General features: G+C 39.9%; 25 protein-coding genes, 1 tRNA gene and 1 pseudogene. 23 read left to right on the forward strand and 4 right to left on the reverse strand.

Going from position 1 to position 25,798, the window contains the following annotated elements:
- Positions 1-53: 53 nt before the first annotated feature.
- The 7 genes from SH603_RS02545 (at position 54) to SH603_RS02575 (ending at position 8,179) form a co-directional block, all read left to right on the forward strand.
- A complete protein-coding gene (locus SH603_RS02545) occupies positions 54-1,520 on the forward strand; it encodes a nicotinate phosphoribosyltransferase (protein WP_321534048.1) in 1,467 nt (488 codons plus the stop codon).
- A gap of 12 nt (positions 1,521-1,532) precedes the next feature.
- On the forward strand, positions 1,533-2,360 hold the full coding sequence (nadE, locus tag SH603_RS02550; protein ID WP_169471797.1) for an ammonia-dependent NAD(+) synthetase: 828 nt from the start codon (positions 1,533-1,535) through the stop codon (positions 2,358-2,360).
- 65 nt (positions 2,361-2,425) lie between these two features.
- Positions 2,426-4,603, forward strand: a complete 2,178-nt coding sequence (locus SH603_RS02555) for a Tex family protein (RefSeq protein ID WP_321534049.1) — start codon at positions 2,426-2,428, stop codon at positions 4,601-4,603.
- Positions 4,596-5,048 carry a SprT family protein gene (locus SH603_RS02560; RefSeq protein ID WP_169471799.1) on the forward strand — a complete coding sequence of 151 codons (453 nt, stop codon included), beginning with the start codon at positions 4,596-4,598 and terminating at the stop codon, positions 5,046-5,048. The genes SH603_RS02555 and SH603_RS02560 overlap by 8 nt, the downstream gene beginning before the upstream one ends.
- 57 nt (positions 5,049-5,105) lie before the next feature.
- Positions 5,106-5,191, forward strand: a tRNA-Leu gene (locus SH603_RS02565).
- 158 nt (positions 5,192-5,349) lie between these two features.
- The gene (locus SH603_RS02570) at positions 5,350-7,236 is read left to right on the forward strand and encodes a glycoside hydrolase family 2 TIM barrel-domain containing protein (RefSeq protein ID WP_321534050.1); all 1,887 of its coding nucleotides are present in this window, start codon (positions 5,350-5,352) and stop codon (positions 7,234-7,236) included.
- Positions 7,220-8,179 carry a beta-galactosidase small subunit gene (locus tag SH603_RS02575; RefSeq protein ID WP_169471801.1) on the forward strand — a complete coding sequence of 320 codons (960 nt, stop codon included), beginning with the start codon at positions 7,220-7,222 and terminating at the stop codon, positions 8,177-8,179. The genes SH603_RS02570 and SH603_RS02575 overlap by 17 nt, the downstream gene beginning before the upstream one ends.
- A gap of 82 nt (positions 8,180-8,261) precedes the next feature.
- On the opposite strand, the gene SH603_RS02580 is transcribed toward SH603_RS02575, so the two are convergent.
- Positions 8,262-10,031, reverse strand: a complete 1,770-nt coding sequence (locus SH603_RS02580) for a 6-pyruvoyl-tetrahydropterin synthase-related protein (protein ID WP_169471802.1) — start codon at positions 10,029-10,031, stop codon at positions 8,262-8,264.
- A 130-nt stretch (positions 10,032-10,161) separates the two neighbouring features.
- Here SH603_RS02580 and SH603_RS02585 point away from each other — a divergent pair, with 130 nt between their 5' ends.
- The 6 genes from SH603_RS02585 (at position 10,162) to SH603_RS02610 (ending at position 15,462) form a co-directional block, all read left to right on the forward strand.
- Positions 10,162-10,911: a 2,3-bisphosphoglycerate-dependent phosphoglycerate mutase gene (locus SH603_RS02585; protein WP_003667318.1), complete on the forward strand. Its 750-nt coding sequence runs from the start codon at positions 10,162-10,164 to the stop codon at positions 10,909-10,911.
- On the forward strand, positions 10,886-11,752 hold the full coding sequence (locus tag SH603_RS02590; protein ID WP_134988548.1) for an alpha/beta hydrolase: 867 nt from the start codon (positions 10,886-10,888) through the stop codon (positions 11,750-11,752). The genes SH603_RS02585 and SH603_RS02590 overlap by 26 nt, the downstream gene beginning before the upstream one ends.
- A 277-nt stretch (positions 11,753-12,029) precedes the next feature.
- Positions 12,030-13,172, forward strand: coding sequence for a trans-sulfuration enzyme family protein (locus SH603_RS02595; protein WP_169477380.1), 1,143 nt, complete (start codon positions 12,030-12,032; stop codon positions 13,170-13,172).
- A 26-nt stretch (positions 13,173-13,198) separates the two neighbouring features.
- Positions 13,199-13,900: an amino acid ABC transporter permease gene (locus SH603_RS02600; RefSeq protein WP_003667322.1), complete on the forward strand. Its 702-nt coding sequence runs from the start codon at positions 13,199-13,201 to the stop codon at positions 13,898-13,900.
- A 5-nt stretch (positions 13,901-13,905) separates the two neighbouring features.
- Complete coding sequence (locus SH603_RS02605; RefSeq protein WP_153702420.1) at positions 13,906-14,655, forward strand: amino acid ABC transporter ATP-binding protein; 750 nt, start codon at positions 13,906-13,908, stop codon at positions 14,653-14,655.
- 15 nt (positions 14,656-14,670) lie between these two features.
- Positions 14,671-15,462 carry a transporter substrate-binding domain-containing protein gene (locus tag SH603_RS02610; RefSeq protein ID WP_169471805.1) on the forward strand — a complete coding sequence of 264 codons (792 nt, stop codon included), beginning with the start codon at positions 14,671-14,673 and terminating at the stop codon, positions 15,460-15,462.
- Positions 15,463-15,569: 107 nt separating this feature from the next.
- Here the strand turns inward: SH603_RS02610 and SH603_RS02615 are convergent, their stop codons facing one another.
- The 3 genes from SH603_RS02615 to SH603_RS02625 are packed head-to-tail and all read right to left on the reverse strand — an operon-like array spanning position 15,570 to position 17,930.
- Positions 15,570-16,910, reverse strand: coding sequence for an aminopeptidase C (locus tag SH603_RS02615; RefSeq protein ID WP_169472760.1), 1,341 nt, complete (start codon positions 16,908-16,910; stop codon positions 15,570-15,572).
- Positions 16,911-16,938: 28 nt separating this feature from the next.
- The gene (gene rpiA / locus SH603_RS02620; protein WP_003666281.1) at positions 16,939-17,622 is read right to left on the reverse strand and encodes a ribose-5-phosphate isomerase RpiA; all 684 of its coding nucleotides are present in this window, start codon (positions 17,620-17,622) and stop codon (positions 16,939-16,941) included.
- 11 nt (positions 17,623-17,633) lie between these two features.
- Complete coding sequence (locus tag SH603_RS02625) at positions 17,634-17,930, reverse strand: GNAT family N-acetyltransferase (protein ID WP_003666282.1); 297 nt, start codon at positions 17,928-17,930, stop codon at positions 17,634-17,636.
- Positions 17,931-18,068: 138 nt separating this feature from the next.
- Here SH603_RS02625 and SH603_RS02630 point away from each other — a divergent pair, with 138 nt between their 5' ends.
- The 10 genes and pseudogenes from SH603_RS02630 (at position 18,069) to rplK (ending at position 25,742) form a co-directional block, all read left to right on the forward strand.
- Positions 18,069-18,605, forward strand: a complete 537-nt coding sequence (locus SH603_RS02630) for a dUTP diphosphatase (RefSeq protein WP_169471807.1) — start codon at positions 18,069-18,071, stop codon at positions 18,603-18,605.
- 25 nt (positions 18,606-18,630) lie between these two features.
- A complete protein-coding gene (radA, locus tag SH603_RS02635) occupies positions 18,631-20,004 on the forward strand; it encodes a DNA repair protein RadA (RefSeq protein WP_169472761.1) in 1,374 nt (457 codons plus the stop codon).
- 18 nt (positions 20,005-20,022) lie between these two features.
- Positions 20,023-21,174 (forward strand): PIN/TRAM domain-containing protein, encoded by a 1,152-nt coding sequence (locus tag SH603_RS02640; RefSeq protein WP_153702415.1) that lies wholly within the window; start codon positions 20,023-20,025, stop codon positions 21,172-21,174.
- 362 nt (positions 21,175-21,536) lie between these two features.
- Complete coding sequence (cysS, locus tag SH603_RS02645; protein WP_169472762.1) at positions 21,537-22,949, forward strand: cysteine--tRNA ligase; 1,413 nt, start codon at positions 21,537-21,539, stop codon at positions 22,947-22,949.
- Positions 22,950-22,960: 11 nt separating this feature from the next.
- The gene (locus tag SH603_RS02650) at positions 22,961-23,374 is read left to right on the forward strand and encodes a Mini-ribonuclease 3 (RefSeq protein ID WP_020842889.1); all 414 of its coding nucleotides are present in this window, start codon (positions 22,961-22,963) and stop codon (positions 23,372-23,374) included.
- Positions 23,364-24,113: a 23S rRNA (guanosine(2251)-2'-O)-methyltransferase RlmB gene (rlmB, locus tag SH603_RS02655; RefSeq protein ID WP_169472763.1), complete on the forward strand. Its 750-nt coding sequence runs from the start codon at positions 23,364-23,366 to the stop codon at positions 24,111-24,113. Before SH603_RS02650 ends, rlmB begins: the two co-directional genes overlap by 11 nt.
- A gap of 72 nt (positions 24,114-24,185) precedes the next feature.
- Positions 24,186-24,329 (forward strand): annotated as a pseudogene (rpmG, locus tag SH603_RS02660) (50S ribosomal protein L33); the annotation flags it as partial.
- Between the two features lie 11 nt (positions 24,330-24,340).
- Complete coding sequence (gene secE, locus SH603_RS02665; RefSeq protein WP_003666294.1) at positions 24,341-24,517, forward strand: preprotein translocase subunit SecE; 177 nt, start codon at positions 24,341-24,343, stop codon at positions 24,515-24,517.
- A 117-nt stretch (positions 24,518-24,634) separates the two neighbouring features.
- A complete protein-coding gene (gene nusG / locus SH603_RS02670) occupies positions 24,635-25,177 on the forward strand; it encodes a transcription termination/antitermination protein NusG (RefSeq protein WP_003666296.1) in 543 nt (180 codons plus the stop codon).
- Between the two features lie 139 nt (positions 25,178-25,316).
- Positions 25,317-25,742 (forward strand): 50S ribosomal protein L11, encoded by a 426-nt coding sequence (rplK, locus tag SH603_RS02675; RefSeq protein ID WP_003666299.1) that lies wholly within the window; start codon positions 25,317-25,319, stop codon positions 25,740-25,742.
- Positions 25,743-25,798 lie beyond the last annotated feature (56 nt).

Genomic DNA, 25,798 nt, shown 5'->3' on the forward strand with positions numbered 1-25,798 from the left:
AATCCATGTTACAATACTGATTAACGATATTACTTTTGAGAGGAATTATACTAATGAAATTTGATTATCCGGATGATAGCCTTACCCTGCATACTGATGCGTATGAATTGAGTATGATGCAGACCTACTGGAAAAAAGGAATGGGTAACCGCCGTGCTGTCTTTGATGCCTTCTTCCGTAAAATGCCATTTAATAATGGGTACGCTGTTTTTGCCGGGTTAGATCACATTATTCGCTATGTAAAACAATTACATTTTACTGATAGCGACATTGAATACTTAAAGTCTACGAATCAATTTGATGATGACTTTCTAGAATATTTACGTAACTTTAAATTTACGGGTTCAATCAACAGCTTTGAAGAAGGAGATCTGGTATTTAACCATGAGCCTATTATTCAAGTTGATGCGCCGATTATTGAGGGCCAATTGATTGAAACGGCAATCTTAAATATTCTTAATTATCAGATTATGATTGCGACAAAGGCTTCACGGATTAAGTCAATTGTTGGTAACCAAACTGTAATGGAATTTGGCTCACGCCGGGCACAGGAATTGGATGCAGCTTTGTGGGGAACGCGAGCAGCATATATTGGTGGCTTCGATGCAACAAGTAATGTCCGTGCAGGTAAATTATTTGGTATCCCGATTTCAGGAACCCATGCCCATGCTCTTGTGCAGGTATACATGAATGATTATGACGCATTTAAAGCATATGCAGAAACTCATCATAATTGTGTCTTTCTTGTGGATACTTTTGATACCTTAAAGAGTGGGGTTCCTAACGCAATTAAGGTTGCTAAGGAATTTGGTGATAAAATTAACTTTATCGGTGTCCGCATTGACAGTGGTGATATGGCCTACCTATCTAAAAAAGTACGCAAAATGTTGGATGATGCTGGTTTCCCAGACGCAAAAATCATCGCATCTAATGGCTTAGATGAAAAGACAATTCAAAACTTGCAAATGCAAGGGGCGAAGATTGATACATGGGGAATCGGGACTAAGCTAATTACTGCCTATGACCAACCAACTTTAGGGGCCGTATACAAATTAGTCGCTATTGAAGATGAAGATGGCCAACTTGTTGATACGATTAAGATCTCTAATAATGTTGGTAAAATGTCAACTCCCGGCAAAAAACAAGTATGGCGGATTAACGATCGTGGAGACGGCAAGAGTGAAGGGGATTATATTACATTAGTTGATGAGGATCCTCGTAATGAAAAGTCACTCAATATGTTCAATCCTAACTTCCCACTCCAGCAAAAAGACGTGGAAGATTTTATTGCCCGGCCAATGCTAAAGCCAATCTGGCAAGATGGTAAGTGTGTTTATGATGAACCGACCTTAGAGGAGAGTCGTCAACACCGTTTCGATAGCTTAAATGCTTTATGGGATGAATATAAACGCGATTTAAACCCAGAAGTATACCCAGTCGATTTATCACAGAAATGCTATGATAATAAACTTAAATTAATTCACCAAGTTCATGAATATGTTAAATCATTGAATAAGTAGAGGTAATCTGTAGTGCGAAAGTATCAAGAAGAAATAATTAATGCATTAGGCGTTAACTCGCAAATTGATCCCCAAGCAGAAGTAACTAAACGTGTTCAGTTCATCTGTGATTTTCTCCAAACCACTAAGATGAAGACCCTGGTATTAGGAATTTCTGGCGGTCAAGATTCAAGTTTGGCGGGGCGGCTTTCACAATTGGCAGTCGAAAAGCTGCGGGAAGAGACTGGCGACAATGAATACCAATTTATCGCAGTCCGGTTGCCATATGGTGAGCAAGCTGATGAATCAGATGCAATGTTTGCGATTAATGACTTTATTAAGCCTGATAAAATAATGCGGGTTAATATTAAAGCGGCTACTGATATGATGGTAGCATCCTTAAACGAAGCCGGTACGCCAATTAGCGATTTTAATAAGGGAAACATTAAAGCCCGGGAACGAATGATTGTCCAATATGCTATTGGTGGAGAAAATAAAGGAGCCGTAGTGGGAACAGACCACGCCGCTGAAGCAGTAACTGGGTTTTATACTAAGTTTGGGGATGGCGGTGCAGATATTACGCCACTTTCTGGATTGGACAAGCGACAAGGAAAGGCCTTATTACAATACTTAGGAGCACCAGCTAAGCTTTATGATAAAACGCCAACGGCAGACTTGGAAGAAGACAAACCAATGCGTCCTGATGAAGAAGCGCTTGGTGTTCGCTATGATGAAATCGACGACTACTTAGAAGGTCGTGAAGTTTCGCCAGCAGCTGCTGAAAAAATTGAAGGCTGGTACCGGCGAACTCAACATAAGCGTCACTTGCCGATTGCTCCATATGATACTTGGTGGAAGTAAATTGATAATAAAATGAGAGACTGGGAATCAACTCAGTCTCTTTACTAGTTTTAAGGAGAATGATAATGGAAGAGGAAACACTTCAACTTGTTAGTAAACAATTACCGGATATTCGCCCTCAGCAAATTAAAGCGGCCCTCGGATTAATGGATGAAGGAAATACAATTCCTTTCATTGCCCGTTACCGTAAAGAAATGACGGGTACGCTTGATGAAGTTCAATTGCAAGCGATCCGGGATGAATATCACCGGGTAACAACATTGCGGGAACGTCAAGCAACAGTTATCAATAAAATTAAAGAGCTTGGGAAGTTAACCCCGGCGCTCGAAAAGCAAATTAACAGTGCGACCGAATTGCAAGAAGTAGAAGACCTTTACTTGCCATATAAGCAAAAGCGGCAGACAAAGGCCCAACAAGCTCGTAAACATGGCTTAGCACCGTTAGCAAATTGGCTGCTATCTTATCCCGATGATGATTTAAGTGCGAAGGCGCAAGAATTTATTAATGAGGATGTTCCTGATGCTGAGAGTGCATTAACAGGAGCACACGAAATTCTGGCTGAAGCAATTAGTGAAATGGCCACGGTACGAAGCTGGTTGCGAAATTATACTGCTCAACATGGGCAATTAGAGACAAGTGTAAAACGTGGTGGGGAAGAAAAAGATGAGCTGGGGACTTACAAGCAGTACTATGAATTTACGAGTCCAGTTCAAAAATTAAATTCTTATCAGATCTTGGCTTTTAACCGCGGAGAAAAAGAAGGGATTATTAACGTCAAAATCACTTTAGATGAAGAACCAGTGATGAATTACCTTCGTTTCCGTTTGATTAAAACTAGCAAGAAAAATGCTGCGACTGCCTTTATTGAGGAAGCTTACAAGGATGCTTACAAGCGTTTCTTGGGTCCAGCAATTGAACGGGAATTGCGGCGACAATTAACAGAGGGCGCTGATGAACAAGCGATTAAGGTCTTTGGTGAAAATCTCTATCATTTATTGATGCAAGCACCAATCAAGGGAAAAGTTGTCTTGGGCTTCGATCCTGCCTACCGCACAGGCTGTAAATTGGCGATTCTTGATGAAAATGGGAAGTTCTTAACCAAAGCGGTTATTTATCCGCATAAGCCAGCGCCAGAAAAGCAACGAACCGCAGCGGAAGGCGAATTTATTGATTTGCTAGAGAAGTATCATGTTGAAATGATTGCGATCGGTAACGGGACAGCTAGCCGGGAATCAGAACAATTTGTTGCGGAAGCTCTTAAAAAGATCAAACGGCCAATCTATTATGTCATCGTAAATGAAGCTGGTGCCTCTGTTTACTCTGCAAGTAAGGAGGCGCGTGATGAATTTCCTGACTTGCATGTTGAACAGCGAAGTGCAATTAGTATCGGTCGTCGTTTGCAAGATCCACTTGCCGAATTAGTCAAGATTGATCCTCAAGCGGTTGGGGTTGGACAATACCAGCATGATTTGCCGAAGAAAGAATTGAGTGGGGAACTGGAAACGATTGTTGAACGGGCGGTAAACCGGGTTGGAGTTAACCTCAATACAGCTAGTTACCAATTGTTGACGCGGATTTCCGGGCTTAATAAAACAATTGCTAAAAATATCGTTACCTATCGAGATGAAAATGGACGTTACACAAACCGGACACAGTTAAAGAAAGTGCCACGGTTAGGACCTAAAGCTTATCAACAATCTGTTGGTTTCTTACGGATTATTGGTGGCGAAAATCCATTAGATAACACCGATGTTCACCCAGAAAGTTACCAGGTGGCGGAAAAGATTATTCAAGCGGCAGGGATTAATGTTGACGAGTTGGGAACGCCAAGTGCTGATGATAAGTTAAAGAAAATTGATGTTAAGCAGTTTACGGATGATCAAGTCGGGACTGAAACCGTTACTGATATTATTTCTTCCTTGCAAAAGCCAGGCCGTGACCTGCGTGATTCAATGCCTACGCCATTATTACGCCATGATGTAATGACGATTGAAGACCTTAAGCCGGGGATGAAACTTCAAGGAACTGTCCGGAACGTTGTCGACTTTGGAGCCTTTGTTGATATCGGTGTCAAACATGATGGGTTAGTTCATGTTTCAAAGATGAGTAAGCAGTTCATTCGTGATCCGCGGGCAATGGTAGCCGTTGGTGATATTGTGGACGTGTGGATTGATGATGTCGACTTGAAGCGTCAGCGGATTCAATTAACGATGCTTGAACCGGAGACAGTCACAAATGACTAATGCTGAATTACAACAATTGACCGAACAGTGGTCGAAAGAATACTTTGGGCGGGAATTTACGCACAAGGTATTTTTTAATAAGCGGTTAAAAACAACTGGTGGACGTTATCATTTAAGTGACCATCATATTGATATCAATCCGTTAATGTATACTGAGTTTGATCTTCATAATCTACGCCAAGTGGTCCTTCATGAATTGTGCCATTATCATTTACATCTGCTCGGGATGGATTATCACCATCGTAGTAGAGAATTTAAGACCTTATTAACACAGGTGGGGGGAGCAAGATATGCGCCACCAACTAGTAAAAGAAAGGTAAATTCCAAGAAAAAATGGCATTATATATGTACTGGTTGTGGTGTTGAAATCGCGCGACAACGGCGTTTCAATACCCAAAGATATATTTGCCGACGATGTGGTCACAAATTTATTTTAAAAAATTGAAAAAAGTTGTTGCCAACGAATAGGTATCTTGCTATAATAATATTCGTTGGTTGATATGCGGCCGTGGCGGAACTGGCAGACGCGTAAGATTAAGGATCTTATGGTCGATTATGACCGTGGAGGTTCAAGTCCTCTCGGCCGCACTACTTAAAAGGCACTGAGCAATATTTGCTCAGTGCCTTTTTTGTTTAAAATTTCTGTTTAATAAAATTTACGTAAATTTTACCTCTCCTCTTGCTATCTCAATCATGAAAGCGCTATACTTTAGATGTTGTAGATAGTAACGAGGAGGGATTTATCAATGGATGCAGATATCAAATGGCTTGATGAACCGGAAACATTCCGAGTTAATCAATTACCAGCTCATAGTGACCATTATTATTACGGTAACTATGATGAATGGCGGCATAATAATAGTCGTTTTGCGCAAAACTTGGATGGACAATGGCAATTTAACTTTGCTGAAAACCCGCGTGAACGCGAAGAAGATTTTTATAAGACAGATTACGATAGCAGCAGCTTTGGAACAATCGAAGTTCCTAGTGAGATTGAACTAAATAATTATGCCCAAAATAATTACATTAACACTTTGATTCCATGGGAAGGTAAGATTTACCGTCGTCCTGCATATGCCCTTAGTCCTGATGATGCGCAAGAAGGATCGTTTAGCGATGGGGATGACAATACTGTTGGCGAATACTTAAAACATTTTGACCTTGAACCTTCTTTACGGGGAAAGCAGATCCGCATTCGTTTTGATGGTGTTGAGCGTGCCATGTATGTTTGGCTTAATGGTCACTTTATTGGTTACGCTGAAGACAGTTTTACCCCATCTGAATTTGACCTGACTCCTTACATTCAAGATGAAGGTAATGTTTTAGCCGTGGAAGTTTTCAAGCATAGTACCGCCTCGTGGATTGAGAATCAAGATATGTTCCGTTTTTCTGGTATCTTCCGGAGTGTAAACCTATTAGCCCAACCACTTGTTCATGTTGAAGACCTTAATATTCGGCCAATTGTTACTGATAATTATCAGGACGGTATTTTTAATGTTGACCTTCAACTTCACGGTGAAAAGACCGGGAACGTTAATGTGCGGGTTATCGACAACGATGGTAATACGCTCGTCAATGAAACACACCCTGTTGACTCCACGGTAAAAGTTCAGGATCAATTTTTAGAAAATGTTCACTTATGGGATAACCATGATCCTTACCTCTATCAATTGTTGATTGAAATTCGTGATGACGAAGGTAATTTGGTCGAACTCGTTCCATATCGTTTTGGTTTTCGGCGAATTGAAATTAATAAAGATCATGTTGTCCTATTGAATGGTAAACGGCTAATTATCAATGGTGTTAACCGTCACGAATGGAATGCTAAACGTGGCCGCGCGATCACGATAGATGATATGACGAGTGATATTCACACCTTTAAGGAAAATAATATTAATGCCGTCCGGACGTGTCACTATCCAGATCAAATTCCGTGGTATTACCTTTGTGATGATAACGGAATTTACATGATGGCCGAAAATAATCTGGAATCCCATGCTACTTGGCAGAAGATGGGAGCAATTGAACCATCATATAACGTCCCTGGTTCAGTTCCTCAATGGCGTGACGTAGTAGTAGATCGGGCACGGACTAACTATGAAACATTTAAGAACCACCCGTCGATTTTATTCTGGTCTTTAGGTAATGAATCATATGCAGGCGATAATATTGTCAAAATGAATGAATTCTATAAGAAGCACGATGACAGTCGGCTTGTTCATTATGAAGGTGTTTGTCATACTCCCGAATACCGTGATCGGATCTCAGACGTTGAAAGCTGGATGTACTTACCACCTAAAGAAGTTGAGGAGTACTTGAAGAACAATCCAGACAAGCCATTTATGGAATGTGAGTACATGCATGATATGGGAAATTCTGATGGTGGAATGGGTTCGTACATTTCCTTACTTGATAAATACCCACAATACTTTGGCGGCTTCATTTGGGACTTTATTGACCAAGCCCTCCTTGTTAAGGATCCGATAAGTGGGCAAGAAGTGATGCGCTATGGTGGTGATTTCGACGATCGTCACTCAGATTACGAATTCTCAGGAGATGGCTTGATGTTTGCTGATCGGACACCAAAGCCAGCAATGCAGGAGGTAAGATACTACTATGGCTTACACAAATAAATTACGCGTGATATATGGGGATGCGACATTAGGACTTAGTGGTGATGGCTTTCATTATATCTTTAGCTATGAGCGTGGTGGACTAGAATCGCTTAAACTAAATGGTAAAGAATGGCTATATCGTGAACCAATGCCGACATTTTGGCGGGCAACTACTGATAATGACCGAGGAAGTGGCTTTAATATTCGATCTGCTCAGTGGTTAGCAGCGGATACTTTCCATAAGTGTGTTGGGATTGACCTGACTGTTGATAATCAACACTTTGCTGAATTACCTATTGCGCCGATAACCAATGAATTTAGTGATCCGGTATCTGCTGAGAATGTCAAAATTAAGTATACTTTTGAGACGCTAACTGTCCCGGCTACGCAAGTCACTGTAACTTATGAGGTTAACGGACAAGGTGAGATTAAAGTGACAATGCACTATTACGGCCATGAAGACTTACCTGGTCTACCAGTAGTAGGAATGCGTTTTATCATGCCAACAGTTGCTACCGGCTTTGACTATCAAGGATTATCCGGTGAAACTTACCCCGACCGGATGGCAGGAGCGACTGAGGGTACCTTCCATGTTGACGGTTTACCAGTTACTAAGTATTTAGTTCCCCAGGAAAATGGAATGCACATGGATACTCATGCATTAACAATTACCCGCGATTCCACCCAAAATAATGCTGATCATTCTCGTGAACCATTTAGCTTAACTATTAAGCAGGACGAGCAACCATTTGCCTTCAGTTGTTTACCATATACAGCAGAGGAATTAGAAAATACAACACACATCGAAGAGCTGCCACTCGCACGACGAACTGTTCTCGTTGTTGCGGGGGCCGTTCGAGGTGTTGGAGGTATTGATAGCTGGGGTGCAGATGTTGAAGAACAGTATCATATTCCTGCCGACCGTGATGTTGAGTTTTCGTTTGTATTGAATGCAAAATAAGATTCCATGCCGCTATGTTCATAAAAAATTAAAACAAAGCCTCTAACGTTCGGTTTTACCGCGCGATAGAGGCTTTGTTGTTTTAACTAACTTGTCCAGCTGCAATCTCTTGGAAGTATTTCTTAACGTGAGTACAGAAATAATAAAGACCATAAATTGCAAGAATACTAAGACCAACTAATGAGATCACTAATAAAGCGGTGAACCATTTTGCTTGCTTAAAGTAGAGGGTAACAGTATTTTTCCCTTTACGTTGCTGAATATATGGAGCACCAACCGAGGATCGCTGATAGTGGCGAAGTAGATGACCATTAACCGTTAATTGTGATTCGTGATACGTAATAATTGGTAACCGAACTTTTTCCGCTTTTCCTGCTTCCCATGATAATTGCAATCCTCCATGCGGTAAGACAGTATGAGTATATTTATGGGCTTCATTAATGATTTGCCCTTCGTAAGCGTAAGAACGAACATATTTTTGATTCATGTACTTCTTAGGAATCGGTAAATAGTCAGGACTTCTCTTCTCAACCATCGTTAACAATTGACCAGGATAAAGGTCATGGACGGAATGTCGCAGTGCGGCCTTATTTTCACTTACGCGGGTAATCGCGCTAAAACTATTAAGAACAATTTCTGAGTCATAGCGTGCTGCGCGTTTATAAACATCAATTGTTGTAGGAGTAAAGACCAGAAAAACCATTAGTAAGAGGATGCCGGTGATTAATTGATTTCGTAAGTCAATCTCTTGCGCTTTTTTATCAAGGGTTGTAGCGCTGATCCCGACTCCTGCGAGTAAGAGAGGAAAGGCAATAATTGTCAACCGGTTAGGAAACTGCAAAGTGTGACCAAGTGCGGGGATCACACCTTGGAAAAAGGACCAAGGAGTAAGGGAAGAACTAAGTAAGAGGACCAAAGAACCAAGTAACGTCAGGACTGTATTAGTAAGTGATTTTTTGAAGGTGAATAATACGTAGATGAGTTGAAGGATAAAGAGAAGCCACATTGCGTAGATTAGATAATCGCGCGTACTGCTAAACATTGAAGGCAATAATACGTTATCTGCGAGGCTAAAATCGGCAGGATGGGCAATATTATTATGGAGGTTAAGCATTAATAAGGCTCCCCAAACATTAGCCGTTAAAATAATAGTTCCGCCGACTGCCTTCAGCGTTTCGATCCACATTTTCTTACGGTTAGTCGTTATAATTAACCCAATAATAAAGAACGGTGTTAGTGTAATCACAAAAAATAAAGAACTTAGCATATGGATCTGAATGATAATCGTCATCAGGGTCATCAATTGTAGCCAGTTAACTGGTCGTTGGTGATCCTGAATCATGCGTACGCCGTAAATTACCATATAAGGAGCCAGGGCAGCTCCCCATGCATTCATATTCTGTGCTAATTCCCATCGTGGAAGCCACCCAATGTTCATATAGATTAGGGCACAGATAATTGCAAATGTCCGTTTACTATGAACACGGATGCCAAGTTGATACATGCCGATTCCACCTAATAGATAGACGATAAAGGTAGTGACGATCTGATATTGATACCAAGTTCCTACTACGCCAAGAATAACCCCATTTAAATATGCAAAGAGGGGACCATAAACGGCATTGATGATGCGGCCACTTTGTTGAAAACTATAATTACTTTGAAAATAGCTAAAATTGAGCTGTTGAATCTGCTTAGCTGCATCGTAAAAACGGTTAAAGTGAAAAATAGAGTCCGTCCCTAAAATAACTCCATGTGATACAAACTGGGGGAACATGATTAAATAGGCCATTGCAGCGATGGCACAGTATGGTAGCCCCCAGTTAATTAGATTAGCAATTTTAGATTTCATAAAATTGAGAATTAAACCAAATCAGTTTAATTTTCCCTTTCCTCAAATACTTACCTTAATAATTATACGGCAGAAAAGTCGACTGTAAAATAACCTTCTGCAGCTAGTTTAATTGTTAAGCACTAGTAAAATGCGCTATTATAAGATAGTGGCAAAGGGGAGTGAAAAAATGGCAGAATTAGTAATTGTACGTCATGGGCAAAGTCAAGCTAACCGTGATAATATTTTTACTGGCTGGACTGATGTTCCGTTGACTCCTAAAGGAATTGAACAGGGTGAATTAGTTGGCAAGGAATTGCTGAGACTGGGTATCCAATTTAGTGATGCATACACGTCTTACATGGAACGGGCAATCATGACGACTAATATTATCCTAGAAGAAATTAATCAGTTATATATTCCTGTTCATAAAACGTGGCGACTAAACGAACGTCATTATGGAGCATTGAGTGGCCGGAACAAAGATGAAGTGAAGAAAGAGATTGGTGCAGAACAGCTTCATAAATGGCGGCGTGGTTTTAAAGATTTACCACCACAATTAAAAGAACGTCAGCATGATCGCCGCTATGATCGCTTAGGAGTTAAGATTCCGCTTAGTGAGAGTTTAGAAATGACGCTCCAACGACTTCTCCCATATTGGCAAGACCATATTGCGCCTCGTTTAATTGACGGACATAATCAGTTAATTGTTGCCCATGGTAGTTCTTTGCGGGCCCTAATTAAATATTTAGATGGTATTTCTGATGATGATATTGATAAAGTGGAAGTTCCAAATGGCAAGCCTATTTTATATCGTTTTGATGATCATCTTAATGTCATTAAAAAGACTTTTATAACAATGGATGGTGAAATTGATGACAATACACGAATTAGCAAATAACCCAACGTTAAGCGGTCAAGTACGCTTGATTGAAAATATTGTTTATGGTGCAATGGATGGGGAGGCATTACATATGTCGATCTTAGCACCGTGGACGCAACGTTTCCCTAAACAATATCAAACTGAACCACGGCCATTGATTGTTTTTGTTCAAGGAAGCTCGTGGCGAACACCAAAAATGGGAGAAGAAATCCCACAACTGGTTCAATTTGTTCGAGCCGGTTATATTGTAGCGACTGTTCAACACCGTAGTTCAATTGATGGTCACCCATTTCCTGCCTTTTTGCAAGATGTTAAGACTGCCATTCGTTTCTTACGGGCCAATGCGCAAAAATATGCAATTGATCCGCAACAGGTTGCAATTTGGGGAACTTCCTCTGGGGCCAATGCGGCAATGCTAGTTGGCTTAACGGGTGATGATCCGCGCTACAAGGTTGACCTTTATCAAGATGAATCGGATGCAGTAGATGCTGTGGTTAGTTGTTTTGCCCCAATGGACGTGGAAAAGACGTTTGAGTATGATGCTAACGTTCCGGGAAATAAGCTACTGCAATATTGCTTATTAGGGTCGGATGTATCAAAGTGGCCAGAGATTGAAAAGCAAATGAGTCCCTTATACCAAGTCAAAGATGGACAAAACTATCCGCCATTCTTATTATTCCATGGCGATGCTGATAAAGTTGTTCCATATGAACAAATGGAAAAAATGTATATGCGGTTGAAGGATAATGGAAATTCTGTTGAAGCGTACCGGGTTAAGGGTGCGAACCATGAACGAGATTTCTGGAGTCCAACAATTTACAATATTGTGCAGAAGTTTCTTGACGATCAATTTAAATAAATTTTAGGAATTATATTGACAACTTATTTTTTATAAGTTATGATTTTGACATACTAAGTTAGGAGGAACACGTCATGTTTAACAAACAATTAATTAACGCTACTGTTTGTTGTTGTGGATCGCGTCTTATGCGACCCACAGTTCGGCGTGCTTACTTTTAGTTGAGTAACTGCTAACGTAATCGGGAATAAATGCATAAGGCGCAAATTCAAGTGAGAAGCTCTTGAGTTTGCGCCTTTTTTGTATTCGTTTTTGCATTCTAAAGGAGATAGATATTATGAAATTCAACACACAATTAATTCATGGGGGTAATAGTGAAGATCCAACAACTGGTGCTGTTTCAACACCGGTCTACCGCTCATCAACATTCCATCAACACGTTCTTGGCGGTGAACCTAAATGGGAATATTCTCGGACAGGAAACCCAACACGTGCATCTCTTGAAAAATTAATTGCAGAGCTTGAACATGGAACAGCTGGCTTTGCATTTGCTTCTGGATCTGCTGCTATTCATGCTACTTTTTCTTTATTCTCTCAAGGTGATCATTTTGTAGTTGGTAGTGATGTATATGGGGGAACATTCCGGTTAATCAACAAGGTATTAAAACGCTTTGGCCTTGAATTTACTGTTGTTGACATGCAAGACCTTGAAGCAGTAGAAAATGCAATTCAAGATAATACCGTTGCAGTTTACTTTGAAACGCCAACTAATCCGCTCTTACAAATCGCTGATATTAAAGCAATTGCTGACATCGCAAAGAGGCATGGAATAAAGACAATTGTTGATAATACCTTTGCCACTCCTTATAACCAACAACCATTAACCCTCGGGGCAGATATTGTTGTTCACTCCGCAACCAAATATTTAGGCGGTCATAGTGATGTTGTTGCCGGATTAGCAGTTACTAACGATGATGAGATTGCTGAACAATTAGCATTCCTGCAAAACTCAATCGGTAGTACACTTGGCCCTGATGATAGTTGGCTATTACAACGGGGGATGAAAACTCTCGGTGCGCGGATGCGAGTTCACCAAGAAAATGCGAATGAAGTTATTAATTTCCTTCAAAACGATGAACATATTGGAAAAATTTATTATCCAGGCTTAAAAGATTTCCTTGGTCATGAGGTTGCGGCTAAGCAAATGCGTAACTTTGGAGCAATGATCTCCTTTGAACTTAAGGATGGTTTAGATGCGAAGAAGTTTGTTGAAAGTCTACAATTGATTGATCTTGCTGAAAGCTTAGGGGGAATTGAAAGTTTGATTGAAGTTCCAGCTGTCATGACCCATGGATCTATTCCTCGGGAAATACGATTAGAAAACGGAATTAAAGATGAGTTGATTCGTCTTTCAGTGGGAATCGAGGACCCTGAAGATATTATTGCTGACTTGCAACAAGCACTTAAAAAATTAGACTAATTATAGAAGAAGGGAAACTGTGACTTATGTGGGAAATTATCAAGACATCTTTACCACAACTCTTAGCAGCGGGATTTAAATATACGATTCCGTTAGCAATTATTTCATTTTTCTTTGGACTGATTATTGCACTAGTAACAGCTTTAATTCGTCTCTCTCGTCAACGTGGCGCATTCATGATTCTTAAATGGATTGCTAGTTTTTATGTCTGGCTTTTTCGGTCAACACCGCTGCTGGTTCAATTATTTATTGTATTCTTTGGACTGCCATATCTGAGAATTAAGGGAGTCCTGCCGCACGGAATAAAATTAGAACCATTTACAGCCGGCATTATTACGTTTTCATTAAACACTGGGGCTTATGCTTCCGAAACAATTCGGGCAGCAATCAGTTCTGTTCCAACTGGGCAATGGGAAGCAGGTGCAGCAATCGGAATGACGCGATTGCAAATCTTGTGGCGAATTATTTTACCACAAGCTTTAAGAGTAGCTTTACCGCCCTTATCAAACAGTTTTATAAGTTTGGTAAAGGACACGTCATTAGCTGCTTCAATTACAATTATGGAAATGTTTGCCGTCAGTCAACAAATTGCGGCCGAAAACTATCAACCATTACTTATGTATACTTTAGTAGCAATGGTCTACGCGGTCTTTACGACAGTTTTATCCTATTTCCAAGGGTATCTTGAGCGGGTAGTAGACCGTCAAGTAAATGCAAATAATAGGTGAGAAAAATGAAATTAACAAATATCAATAAAAGTTTTGGTAATAAAAATGTTTTGAAAAATACCACGTTAGAGTTTCCTGCAGGTAAAACAACAGTAATGGTTGGTCCATCTGGATCTGGTAAATCAACAATTCTCCGCTCGCTTAACTTATTAGTAATGCCAGAGAGCGGCCAATACGATTTTGATGATCATCATTTGGATTTTAGTCAAAAAGTAAGCAATAAAGATAAGTTGGCAATTCGTCAAGAAACAGGGATGGTTTTCCAAGACTACAATCTTTTCCCTAATAAAACTGTCCTTGGTAACATTATTGAAGGACCAACACAGGTTTTGAAACAGCCGAAAAAGGAAGCAATTGCAAATGCACATAATTTACTTGCTAAAGTGGGCTTAGCAGATTACGGAGAAGCCTATCCGAATGAATTATCTGGCGGCCAGGCACAGCGGGTGGCGATTGCCCGGGCTTTGGCAATGTCACCAAAGTATATCTTACTTGATGAACCGACTTCTGCCCTTGATCCAGAATTAGAACTTAGTGTGTTGAAGGTTCTATTGCAATTAGCTGAAGAAAAACAATCAATGGTAATTGTTACCCATAACATGGTCTTTGCGAAACATGTTGCAGATAAGATTATTTTTGTGGAAAACGGCGAAATTTTATATGATGGTACACCAGACGAGTTTTTTGCTCCCGATAATCCAAACAAACGAATTAAAAACTTTATCGCCTCAATGACAATGGAAAATTTAAAATAAAGGAAGTTTAGAATAATGAAATTTTGGAAGAAAGCACTATTAACAATTGCAGCCTTAACAGTCGGCACCTCCGCGGGAATTACAAGCATTTCTGCTGCTTCATCAGCCGTTAATTCAGAATTAGTTCATAAGGGAGAATTGACAATTGGCCTTGAGGGAACTTACTCCCCGTACTCTTATCGTAAAAATAACAAATTAACTGGTTTTGAAGTAGACCTTGGTAAAGCAGTTGCTAAAAAGATGGGCTTAAAAGCTAACTTTGTACCAACTAAATGGGATTCGCTAATTGCCGGCCTTGGTTCAGGCAAGTTTGACGTAGTAATGAACAACATTACACAGACACCTGAACGGGCCAAGCAGTATAATTTCTCTACCCCATATATCAAGTCACGGTTTGCATTAATTGTTCCTGCTGATAGTAATATTAAGAGCTTGAAGGATATTAAAGGCAAGAAGATTATTGCTGGTACAGGAACTAATAATGCGAATGTGGTTAAAAAATATAAAGGCAGCCTTACACCAAATGGCGATTTTGCTAGCTCCTTAGATATGATCAAGCAGGGGCGGGCTGCCGGAACAGTTAACTCGCGTGAAGCATGGTACGCTTACAGTAAGAATAATAGTACTAAGGGTCTCAAGATGATTGACGTTTCTAGCGAACAAGATCCAGCCAAAATTTCAGCACTTTTTAACAAGAAAGATACTGCTATTCAATCTTCTTACAACAAGGCGCTGAAGGAACTTCAACAAGATGGAACAGTCAAGAAGTTATCTGAAAAGTACTTCGGTGCAGATATTACTGAATAATTAAAAAAGATCTCCAACGTCTGTGTGTTACAGTGTTAGAGATCTTTTTTGAAAGCTATAAATAAAATATATTTATCACAGCTTTTTCACAAATTAATGTTAAATTATTATGCTAAAGTTCCCATTGGATCCCAAGGCTTAAGAACAACAGGGCTCTTAGCGTAATCACGTTTAAGATCTTCGCTAAGGTACTTCTTATTAACAACGACTTGGTAGCAGTATTTGTCCATCCAATCATCACTCATAACAAAGTAACCTTTATGGCCGACCTTATTACCCCATGAGTTTTCAACTTTCCACTTGGTTGGCTTACCATCAACAAGGTCAACACCAGTGATAACCATTGCGTGATCCATCATGCTTTCACCATAATCAAGTGCTTCAGCTTTGGTCATTTCAAGATCAACGTCAAATAGTTTGTCGTAGTCATAGGTGTTAAGGGCCATAATCCCAAGTTTAGTTTCTGAATATTTAATAACATCTGAACCAAACCAAACACTTTCGCCATTCTTTAATTGTTCAATCGCGAGTTGTTTGAATTCATCCATTGGCAGGTTTAAGTGCTTGATTTCACGGCCGCCAACGACATTACCAAGCATATCGATGGTGTAAGTTTGGTGGTACTTCTTATCAGCAGTTGGTGCTTGGATGATTGAGATATAGTCATCGAGGTTCCAGCCAATATACTTCTTAAAGAATTCTTGAGGGGTAAGGTTAGTATCGCGGTGGAATTCGTTATCCTTCTTTGTCCGATATTCGAAGTCAAAGTGACTAACTGGTTCACCAAACGTGTAAGCAAGCATCCGGTAATTTTCATTCAACATCTTCCGGCGTGTTTCATCGATCGCTTCTTCATTTGCGTGATCTTCGTTAATCATCTTCCGCAAAATAACGGCATCGTGACGAAGCTTGTTGTTTAAGACTTCATCAATTCCCCGTGAGTTAGAAGAGTTAAATGATTCGGGCATTGCGGCTTTTGGCATAACCCCGTACTTACTGATAAGGGCGCAAAGCATGTCCCATTGACCACCATCATTTTGTGGCTCGTTCATTAACCATGAAACTTTTCGGCTGTCGGTAGGCTTTTTAGCAGTCTTAATTACGTTTTGGTAGAAGTAATTGGATTTTTCAAACTTATCCCAGAAGAACTGGTAAGCCTGTGAAAGCTCAAAATTATCAGGTAAGTTAAATTTTTGCTGCATATCATGACGCATTGTGTTCAGTGCCGCAAACATCCAACAACGACCGGATTGTTTTTGATCAGCAACATCCCCCGTCTTGAGGTCAATGGAGAAATGAGGAGTATTATCAGCAATTGAATGCCAATTAAAGCTTGCATTCCGTACCCCGTTTTTTGTAACAGTATTTTCTAAGACACTGCTGTTAGGGTGATGACGGTAGTTTTTATGAAAACTAGCGATGTCTTCTTTATTAATTGAAAAGCTCATTTGCAATATCTCCTTTGAATAGATTGAATTAACGAGCGTGCAATACCTTTGGACCTTCTGGAGTACCAACAATTACGTCGTTAACTCGATTTAAGAATAAACCGGTTTCGACAATTCCAACCATATGGATCAATTCGTCGGCTAAGGCTTTAGGATCATCAATTTCGCCAAGGTGAAGGTCAATGATATAGTTATTTTCATCGGTACGGAACTTTTTATCTCCATCCATCCGCCAAGTTGGCTTGTAGCCTTTCTTTTCAAGACGGTCAAAGACATGTTGAGAACCGAATGGAATTACTTCAACGGGAAGAGGGAAAGCGCCAAGTTTGTGGACGAGTTTGCTTTCGTCGACAATCCACATTACCTTATTTGAAGCATTGGCAACGATCTTTTCCCAAAGGAGGGCACCACCGCCACCCTTGATTCCTTGGAAGTCATCACTGATTTCATCGGCCCCGTCAATAGTTAAATCGATGTGGTCAACGTCATCAATATCTTTAATTGTAATTCCGAGGTCGCGTGCTTGCTTAGCAGTTCGATTTGAGGTTGTTACACCGATAATGTCTTTAATCTTACCTTCTTGGACTTGCTTACCAAGTTCATCAACCATATATTTAACAGTTGAGCCAGTTCCGAGACCGACAATCATCCCAGATTTAATGTACTTAACTGATTCCTTACCTGTTTGTTCTTTTAATGCATTTTGATCCATTAATATTCCTCCTAATTAAAGCGATCTGCAACTGGCAATAGTTGCTGATATTCTGGATGTAGTTTGAATTGCGCTACCGCATATGGGCACATGAGCTTGACAGTGTATTGTTCTTTTGTTGCATAATCCACAAATTGACGCACTAGTTCAGCTGCAATTCCTTGTCCACGGTAAGTTGGTTGCACAAAAACTCGTTCAACGACAACGTGATCATTTGTATCTGGGACTTTTGGAAAACTGATCTCGCCAACTAAAGGTTCTTGATCGTCAAAAGCAATGATACGCTGACCATCAACTCGATACTGCATATAAACACATCCTTTCATAATAATTTTCGATAAACTGCTTTTAAAAGTCAAGTTATCAAAGCGATACCATTAACTTATTATCTAGCATATAATAGTATACTGGAATTATTAAGAATAAAACACTATGAGGTGAACATAATGAAACGTGGATTTAAGATTGTTTCTAGTAAGAAAGACCAAGATATACATTTACCCCAACGCCAAACAACGCGGGCGGCCGGATATGATTTTGAGGCATCGGAAGATTTTGTTCTGCCATCAATTTGGAAAGGCAATTTCTTAAAGGCGCTTTGGCAAATTCATCAACAAAAAAAGCTAACTGATAAAGAGTTTAAGGCTGCTGATTCCTGCTTAAAGCCATACTTAGTACCAACTGGCATCAAAGTCTACATGCAACCTGATGAATTTCTCTTATTAGCTAATCGGTCAAGTGGTCCTTTTAAACGGCGCCTGATTTTACCAAATGGAATTGGCATTGTGGATGCAGACTATTATGATAATGATAGTAATGAAGGGGAAATTTTCTTCCAGCTTATTAACTACGGGTTACGAGATTATCATATAAAAAAGGGAGAACGGATCGGTCAGGGGATTTTTATGCCTTATTTAACTGCTGATAGTGAAGAGCAACCAACCGCTAAACGGACTGGCGGCTTCGGTTCAACAAAAGAATAAATAAACTTAGAGAGGAATTAAAGCGATGGCAAAAGTTCGAACACAATATGTTTGCCAAAACTGTGGTTACAACTCACCACGCTACTTAGGCCGGTGTCCAAATTGTGGTGAGTGGAATACTTTAGTAGAAGAACAGGTAGAAGCTAGTTCTGCACCAACAAAAAAAGCAACCACCACCTTAACCGGCTTAGTTGCCAAACCACAGAAAATTAATGAGATTAATAGTACAGAGACTCCCCGCGTTAAAACAAAATTGAATGAGTTAAATCGCGTTTTAGGTGGGGGAATCGTTCCAGGATCACTAATTCTAATTGGTGGGGATCCCGGAATCGGGAAATCCACCCTCCTTTTACAAGTTTCTGGACAATTAAGCGATGAGCATCACCGGGTTTTATATGTGTCTGGAGAAGAAAGTGGGACACAGATTAAAATGCGGGCAGAACGGTTGAAGGTTGCTGGAGATGACTTTTATGTGTATCCAGAAACGAATATGGATAGTATTCGGGATACTATTCGTGACCTCAAGCCAGAGTATGTCGTGATTGACTCGGTACAAACGATGCAGGCAACGGATGTAAGTTCAGCAATTGGTAGTGTATCGCAAATTCGTGAAGTTACCGCCCAGTTAATGCAAATTGCTAAAAGTAATAACATTACGATTTTTGTCGTTGGACATGTGACAAAGGGCGGTGCAATTGCTGGTCCAAAGATCTTAGAGCATATGGTTGATACAGTCTTGTATTTTGAAGGAGACCTGCACCATACATATCGTATTTTGCGATCAGTGAAAAATCGATTTGGTTCAACTAACGAGCTTGGTATTTTTGAAATGCATACAAATGGGCTGACGGAAGTAAAAAATCCATCAGAAATCTTTTTAGAGGAACGATTACATGATGCAACCGGTTCAGCAGTCGTTGTTTCATTAGAAGGAACGCGCCCAATTTTAGTTGAAATTCAGGCGCTGGTAACACCGACCGTTTATGGGAATGCACAGCGAACTGCTACCGGTTTGAGTCGAAACCGAGTATCATTGATAATGGCAGTATTAGAGAAACGTGCTAACCTAATGCTTCAAAATCAAGATGCTTACTTAAAAGCAGCTGGGGGCGTTAAATTAGATGAGCCAGCGATTGATTTAGCAATTGCGGTAAGCATTGCCTCTAGTTACCGGGATAAAGGTACCCAACCAACTGACGCATTTGTCGGTGAAGTAGGTTTAACTGGGGAAATTCGCCGTGTAAATCGCATTGAACAGCGGGTTGCTGAAGCAGAAAAACTTGGCTTTAAACGGATCTTTATTCCCAAAAATAATTTAAAGGGTTGGAAACCGTCAACTAATATTCAAGTAATAGGTGTCTCAACCCTGAAAGAAGCGTTATATTTAGCGTTAGGGTAAAAATAAATAATTGAAAGGATGAAGCAAATGCGGCGTAGAATGATTACTCTCATTTATATTCTAGTTGGCGCGGCAGTGGGATTTTACTATTTGCCATTATTATGGGGGATTTTGAACATCGCCCTTAACCCGGCATTATTAGTATTTATCGACATTATTATTGGTGCACTTATTTTCTGGTTATTATCACTCCCATTGGTTAGCGGCACTGAAAAGTTGATCCAGCGAATCGAAAAAGAACTAACTAAGCGTAGTCCCGTATACCTTTTCTTTGGGACCTTATTAACGATTATTGGCTTAGTTTTAGCAATTCTTATTTCGATTCCATTGTGGAGAACGAGGATTCCGGTAATTAATAATATTTTGCCGATCCTCTTGATGATTGTCTTTAGTTATTTTGGTTTTCGAATTGGTACGACGCGGTTAGATGATTGGCGCAAAGCATTTACCCATGCCAAAAGTAGTAAAAACGATGGTGGGAATGTAATTGAACGTCAGGATGATAATTACCATCATTATAAAATCTTAGATACGAATATTTTGATTGATGGGCGTATTTATGATTTGGTCAAAACAGGTTTTTTGGAAGGGACATTACTGGTTCCTAACTTTGTTTTATATGAATTGCAATATATCGCTGATTCTGGCGAAAGTATTAAGCGTGTTCGCGGACGCCGTGGCCTTGATATTTTAAATAAGTTACGGAATGAGAAAATTGTCCCAATCGAAATGTATGATGGGGACTTTGAAGATATTCCAGAGGTTGATAGTAAATTAATTGCCCTCGCTAAAAAAGTCGATGGGGTAATTGTGACAAATGATTATAACCTTAATAAAGTAATTCAATTCCAAAACGTTCAAGTATTGAATATTAATAACTTGGCGAAATCATTGCGGCCACGAGTTATCCCGGGCGAAACGATGACGGTTGTTGTTGTGAAAAAAGGAACTGAACGACAACAGGGTGTTGCTTATCTTGATGATGGAACGATGGTGGTTGTTGAAGATGGTCGTTACTTCATGGATAAACAAATTGAAGTTGAAGTAACCAGTGCGCTTCAGACAGACGCTGGTCGAATGATCTTTGCCCGTCCGCTCCATTCACAACGAGGAATTGACGAGCATACAGACCATAAAGAAAATCGGAATAATAAAGACAAGAAAAAATAATAAAGAATGGCTGCGAAGAGAGTTTTCTTACTTCCAGCTATTTTTTTAAACAAAAAAGAAGCAGCTCGGGAAAAAGCTGCTTCTTAGGGAGTATTACGATAATCTTGGGGGAGATTTCGTAAAAAAGAAAATATTTTTTTCGGTTACTATTGGGAGGAGTAATAGGTTTCATTGATGTAGTAAAGTTCATCTTTACTACGCTATATATAATAACAGTAGAATGTGAAGAAAGTATGACCAAATGGTAAATAATTTTTTGGATACAAATTAATATCATCAGAAATGCTATTCTAATACGGAATGTGGTAAGATTAACTGTACAAATTAATTCTTTATTAATGATTTTTAAGGAGCGGATAGACATGCTAACAATTTACAATACGTTAACAAGAAAAAAAGAAGAATTTAAGCCATTGCATCCAGGCGTTGTTAACATGTATGTCTGTGGTCCGACGGTTTATAATTACATTCATATTGGAAATGCGCGCAGTGCGATTGCCTTTGATACAGTCCGGCGTTATCTTGAATTTAAGGGATATAAAGTAAATTACGTTTCAAACTTTACGGACGTTGACGATAAGATGATTAAGGCGGCGGCCGAGCAAGGGATTACCGTTCCACAATTAGCGGAGAAGTATATCAATGCTTTTATGGAAGATACCGCAGCGATTAATATTGAACCAGCTACTCTTCATCCCCGGGCAACAGAAAATATTACGGAGATCATTAAATTCGTGCAAGGATTAATAGAGAAAGGATATGCCTACCCTAAAGATGGGGATGTTTATTATCGGGCACGAAAGTTTAACCACTATGGCCAGCTTTCTGGGCAATCACTTGATGACCTTGAAGTTGGGGCAAGTGAACATGTTAGTGCGGATGAGGTTAATAAGAAGGAAGATCCGCTTGATTTTGCTTTATGGAAAGCAGCTAAGCCCGGCGAAATTAGTTGGGATTCACCATGGGGAAAAGGGCGTCCAGGATGGCATATCGAATGTTCAGTAATGTCTACTAAATACTTGGGAAAGACAATTGATATTCATGCGGGGGGACAAGACCTTGAATTTCCTCACCATGAAAATGAGATTGCCCAAAGTGAAGCAGAAACGGGCCAAAAATTTGTTCGTTACTGGATGCACAATGGTTTTGTAACAATTGGAAAAGACAACGAGAAGATGAGTAAGTCTCTCCATAATTTCATTACTGTTCATGAAATTATCAAGGAAGTAGATCCTCAGGTTTTACGTTTCTTTATGGCAACTACGCAATACCGGCGTCCAATTCAATATAGTCAGGCAAACTTAAATGATGCGCAAAATAATCTTAATCATATTCAAACAGCCTTTGATAACTTGACTTATCGTGAACAAGATGCCGATGAGGGAGATGTTCAAGAAGTCACTGATCGGCTTGAGCAATTCCATCACCAATTTATTACAGCAATGGATGATGACATCAATGTTCAAAACGGGATTGCCACAGTCTACGAATTAGTTAAATATGCAAATGTTTATGCTCAGCAAGATAATGTTAGCTTAGGTGCCATTCAAGCAATCAAAAAAAAGCTTGTTGAATTGATGAGTATTTTTGGCGTTAAGCTTGAAGCAAGTGACAATCAAATTAATGATGAAAAGATTAAGCAATTGATTGAAGAGCGAAATATAGCACGGAAGAATAAAGATTTTGCGCGAAGTGATGAAATTCGAGACAACCTTAAAAAACAAGGGATTATTCTTGAAGATACTCCTCAAGGAACGCGTTACAAAAAGGAATAGAAAGGATCCTTATGGTACAAGCAGACTATCGACAACTTAATGGAATTGCTTTGGCTTATTTAGGGGATGCGGCTTATGAGGTTTACATTCGTCAGCATCTTTTAACCAAAGGAATTAGCAAACCAACGAAATTGCAGCATATTGCTACCCACTATGTTTCAGCAAAAGCACAGGCAGCTCTCATTGACTTGATGAAGGAAGACGAGTTATTGTCAGATGAGGAATGGTCGTATTTCAAACGTGGCCGAAATGCTAACAGTCATACCCATGCTAAAAATACGTCAGTCATGACTTATCGGATTTCCACCGGATTTGAAGCGGTGATGGGTTACCTTAAATTAGCTGGAAAAGAAGAGCGGTTGGCCGAATTGGCGCAATGGTGTATTAAACAAGTAGAAGCGGGGCGAACAGCGCATGAAAAATGAGAATACAGATTTTATTATTGGTCGGCATCCGGCTGTGATGGCACTAAAATCTGACCAAGAGATTAATAAGGTTTTTATTCAGTCGGGGTTAAAGGCCGATGCTATTTCCCAGATTGTTAAATTAGCGAAGGAACGCCACTTAGTAGTATCGAATGTTCCTAAGAATAAATTGGACTTGATGACCGACCGACAAAATCACCAAGGGGTTGTGTTAGCTGTAGCAGCATACCAATATGCAACTATTGATGACCTCTTTGATAACGCAGCTAAGCATGACGAAGATCCATTTTTCCTTATTCTTGATGAACTAGAGGATCCGCATAATTTAGGTTCAATCATGCGAACTGCTGATGCCGCTGGTGTTCATGGTATTATTATTCCACGCCGGCGAGCAGTAGGATTAACTTCAGTAGTTGCCAAAACATCTACGGGAGCAATTGAACACGTCCCAGTTGCCCGAGTAACAAACCTGGTTCAAACCGCGAAAGAATTGCAGGAACGAGGCGTTTGGCTATTTGGTACTGATATGAAAGGAAAAGATTACCGAACATGGGATGTGCATGGTGCCGTCGCTTTGGTTATCGGCAATGAAGGTAAAGGAATTTCATCCTTGCTAAAGAAAACTTGTGATGAAATGCTAACAATTCCAATGGTTGGGCATGTTCAAAGTTTAAATGCGAGTGTGGCGGCAAGTTTGTTGATCTACCAAGGCTTTAACTCTCGTCATCCTTTAAAATAATTTTGATTTTATTGCTTTTAAACCTTGATTCGTGCTAACCTAAGTACTGTGTGGAGGTGATAAGTATGTCCCCAGAAAAAAGTAGCATTGGAATGTACAAAGTGCGGTGCGCGTAATTATACGATTACCGCTAACCCTCAACGACAAGAACGATTAGAATTACGTAAGTTCTGTAAACATTGCGGTGAGTATACTATTCATCGTGAAAGCAGATAGTGGAGGAAAATATGCACTTAATTCGATTTATTAAGAGTGTTAACCACGAAATGAAGCTAGTTGTATGGCCAACAGCTAAAGAGAATCGTCGTGATACGACTATTGTTGTTTCATTGACTCTGTTCTTCGTACTATTCTTTGCTCTGTTTGATTGGTTAATTCAATTAATGATGAAACTCTTTGTTTAACATTAGTAGTCAAATAGAAATTAGTTTGTTATACTAAATCTAAGGGAACTTCGTAGCTATTACGAAGTTTTTTATTTTACTGAAAAAATGATTTGAATTATGATAGGAGGATTCATCGTGGAATCACATGAAAAACGTTGGTATGTGCTCCATACCTACTCTGGTTACGAAAACCGGGTTAAGAGCAACTTGGAATCACGGGCTCAATCAATGGGAATGGAAGACTACATTTTTCGCGTAGTTGTTCCTGAAGAAGAAGTTCGCCAGGTTAAGGACGGTCAAGCAAAAGAAACAATTGAAAAGACATTCCCAGGCTATGTTTTAGTTGAAATGGTAATGACTGATCAGGCTTGGTACATTGCTCGTAATACTCCCGGCGTAACTGGTTTCTTAGGATCTCACGGTGGTGGTTCCAAGCCAACCCCATTGCTTCCTGAAGAAGTTGATCGGATTATGAAACGGATGGGAACTGAAACAACTGTTAGTGACATTGATGTTAAGGAAGGCGATACTGTAAAAGTTATTGCAGGATCCTTTGCAAATATGACTGCCAAAGTTGTAGAAGTTGATCACGAAAAGCAAAAGATTAAGGCGACCGTTGAAATGTTCGGCCGTGAAACTGCTGCTGAATTAGGCTTTGATCAGATCGATACATTTTAGTTAGTTTAATATTTTGAAAATTGTTGAAATAGGTTTAGAATTGTGGTATGTTTTCTAAGTATGCTATTAACATACTGTGGGAGAGGTAAAACTTACTGCCTCATCATGACCACAACACGGACTAAGGAGGTTTTGTCTCGTGGCAAAGAAAGTAGCTAACATTGTCAAGTTGCAAATTCCTGCCGGTGCCGCTACACCAGCTCCACCAGTAGGTCCTGCACTTGGACAAGCAGGTATTAACATTATGGGCTTCACTAAGGAATTCAACGCACGGACTGCAGACCAAAAGGGTATGTTGATCCCAGTTGTAATTACTGTATATGAGGACCGTTCATTCGACTTCATTACTAAGACGCCACCTGCTGCTGTCTTACTAAAGAAGGCCGCTGGTGTTGAACATGGTTCCGGTGAACCTAACACAAACAAGGTTGCTTCAGTAACGAAGGACCAAGTTAAGGAAATCGCTGAAACTAAGATGCAAGATCTAAACGCAGCTGACGTAGAAGCAGCTATGCGCATGATTGAAGGTACTGCTCGTAGCATGGGCTTCACTGTTGAAGACTAATTACTAGCAGTCGGGATGCGCTATGAAAATAGTGCACCCACGTGGGAGGTATAACT

It is taken from the genome of Limosilactobacillus reuteri (genome assembly GCF_034259105.1).
In the GTDB taxonomy this organism is placed as follows: Bacteria; Bacillota; Bacilli; order Lactobacillales; family Lactobacillaceae; genus Limosilactobacillus; species Limosilactobacillus reuteri_G.

Excerpts from the sequence above, each read along its gene's own strand:
- SH603_RS02600 (WP_003667322.1), top strand. The coding sequence starts at position 13,199 with ATGTGGGAAATTATCAAGACATCTTTACCACAACTCTTAGCAGCGGGA.
- SH603_RS02615 (WP_169472760.1), bottom strand. The coding sequence starts at position 16,910 with ATGAGCTTTTCAATTAATAAAGAAGACATCGCTAGTTTTCATAAAAAC.
- cysS (WP_169472762.1), top strand. The coding sequence starts at position 21,537 with ATGCTAACAATTTACAATACGTTAACAAGAAAAAAAGAAGAATTTAAG.
- SH603_RS02595 (WP_169477380.1), top strand. The coding sequence starts at position 12,030 with ATGAAATTCAACACACAATTAATTCATGGGGGTAATAGTGAAGATCCA.
- secE (WP_003666294.1), top strand. The coding sequence starts at position 24,341 with ATGCACTTAATTCGATTTATTAAGAGTGTTAACCACGAAATGAAGCTA.
- SH603_RS02585 (WP_003667318.1), top strand. The coding sequence starts at position 10,162 with ATGCGCTATTATAAGATAGTGGCAAAGGGGAGTGAAAAAATGGCAGAA.
- rpiA (WP_003666281.1), bottom strand. The coding sequence starts at position 17,622 with ATGGATCAAAATGCATTAAAAGAACAAACAGGTAAGGAATCAGTTAAG.
- SH603_RS02625 (WP_003666282.1), bottom strand. The coding sequence starts at position 17,930 with ATGCAGTATCGAGTTGATGGTCAGCGTATCATTGCTTTTGACGATCAA.
- SH603_RS02640 (WP_153702415.1), top strand. The coding sequence starts at position 20,023 with ATGAAGCAAATGCGGCGTAGAATGATTACTCTCATTTATATTCTAGTT.
- SH603_RS02555 (WP_321534049.1), top strand. The coding sequence starts at position 2,426 with ATGGAAGAGGAAACACTTCAACTTGTTAGTAAACAATTACCGGATATT.
- rlmB (WP_169472763.1), top strand. The coding sequence starts at position 23,364 with ATGAAAAATGAGAATACAGATTTTATTATTGGTCGGCATCCGGCTGTG.
- SH603_RS02590 (WP_134988548.1), top strand. The coding sequence starts at position 10,886 with ATGACAATACACGAATTAGCAAATAACCCAACGTTAAGCGGTCAAGTA.
- SH603_RS02650 (WP_020842889.1), top strand. The coding sequence starts at position 22,961 with ATGGTACAAGCAGACTATCGACAACTTAATGGAATTGCTTTGGCTTAT.
- SH603_RS02575 (WP_169471801.1), top strand. The coding sequence starts at position 7,220 with ATGGCTTACACAAATAAATTACGCGTGATATATGGGGATGCGACATTA.
- SH603_RS02610 (WP_169471805.1), top strand. The coding sequence starts at position 14,671 with ATGAAATTTTGGAAGAAAGCACTATTAACAATTGCAGCCTTAACAGTC.
- SH603_RS02570 (WP_321534050.1), top strand. The coding sequence starts at position 5,350 with ATGGATGCAGATATCAAATGGCTTGATGAACCGGAAACATTCCGAGTT.
- SH603_RS02605 (WP_153702420.1), top strand. The coding sequence starts at position 13,906 with ATGAAATTAACAAATATCAATAAAAGTTTTGGTAATAAAAATGTTTTG.
- SH603_RS02560 (WP_169471799.1), top strand. The coding sequence starts at position 4,596 with ATGACTAATGCTGAATTACAACAATTGACCGAACAGTGGTCGAAAGAA.
- SH603_RS02545 (WP_321534048.1), top strand. The coding sequence starts at position 54 with ATGAAATTTGATTATCCGGATGATAGCCTTACCCTGCATACTGATGCG.
- SH603_RS02580 (WP_169471802.1), bottom strand. The coding sequence starts at position 10,031 with ATGAAATCTAAAATTGCTAATCTAATTAACTGGGGGCTACCATACTGT.
- SH603_RS02630 (WP_169471807.1), top strand. The coding sequence starts at position 18,069 with ATGAAACGTGGATTTAAGATTGTTTCTAGTAAGAAAGACCAAGATATA.
- radA (WP_169472761.1), top strand. The coding sequence starts at position 18,631 with ATGGCAAAAGTTCGAACACAATATGTTTGCCAAAACTGTGGTTACAAC.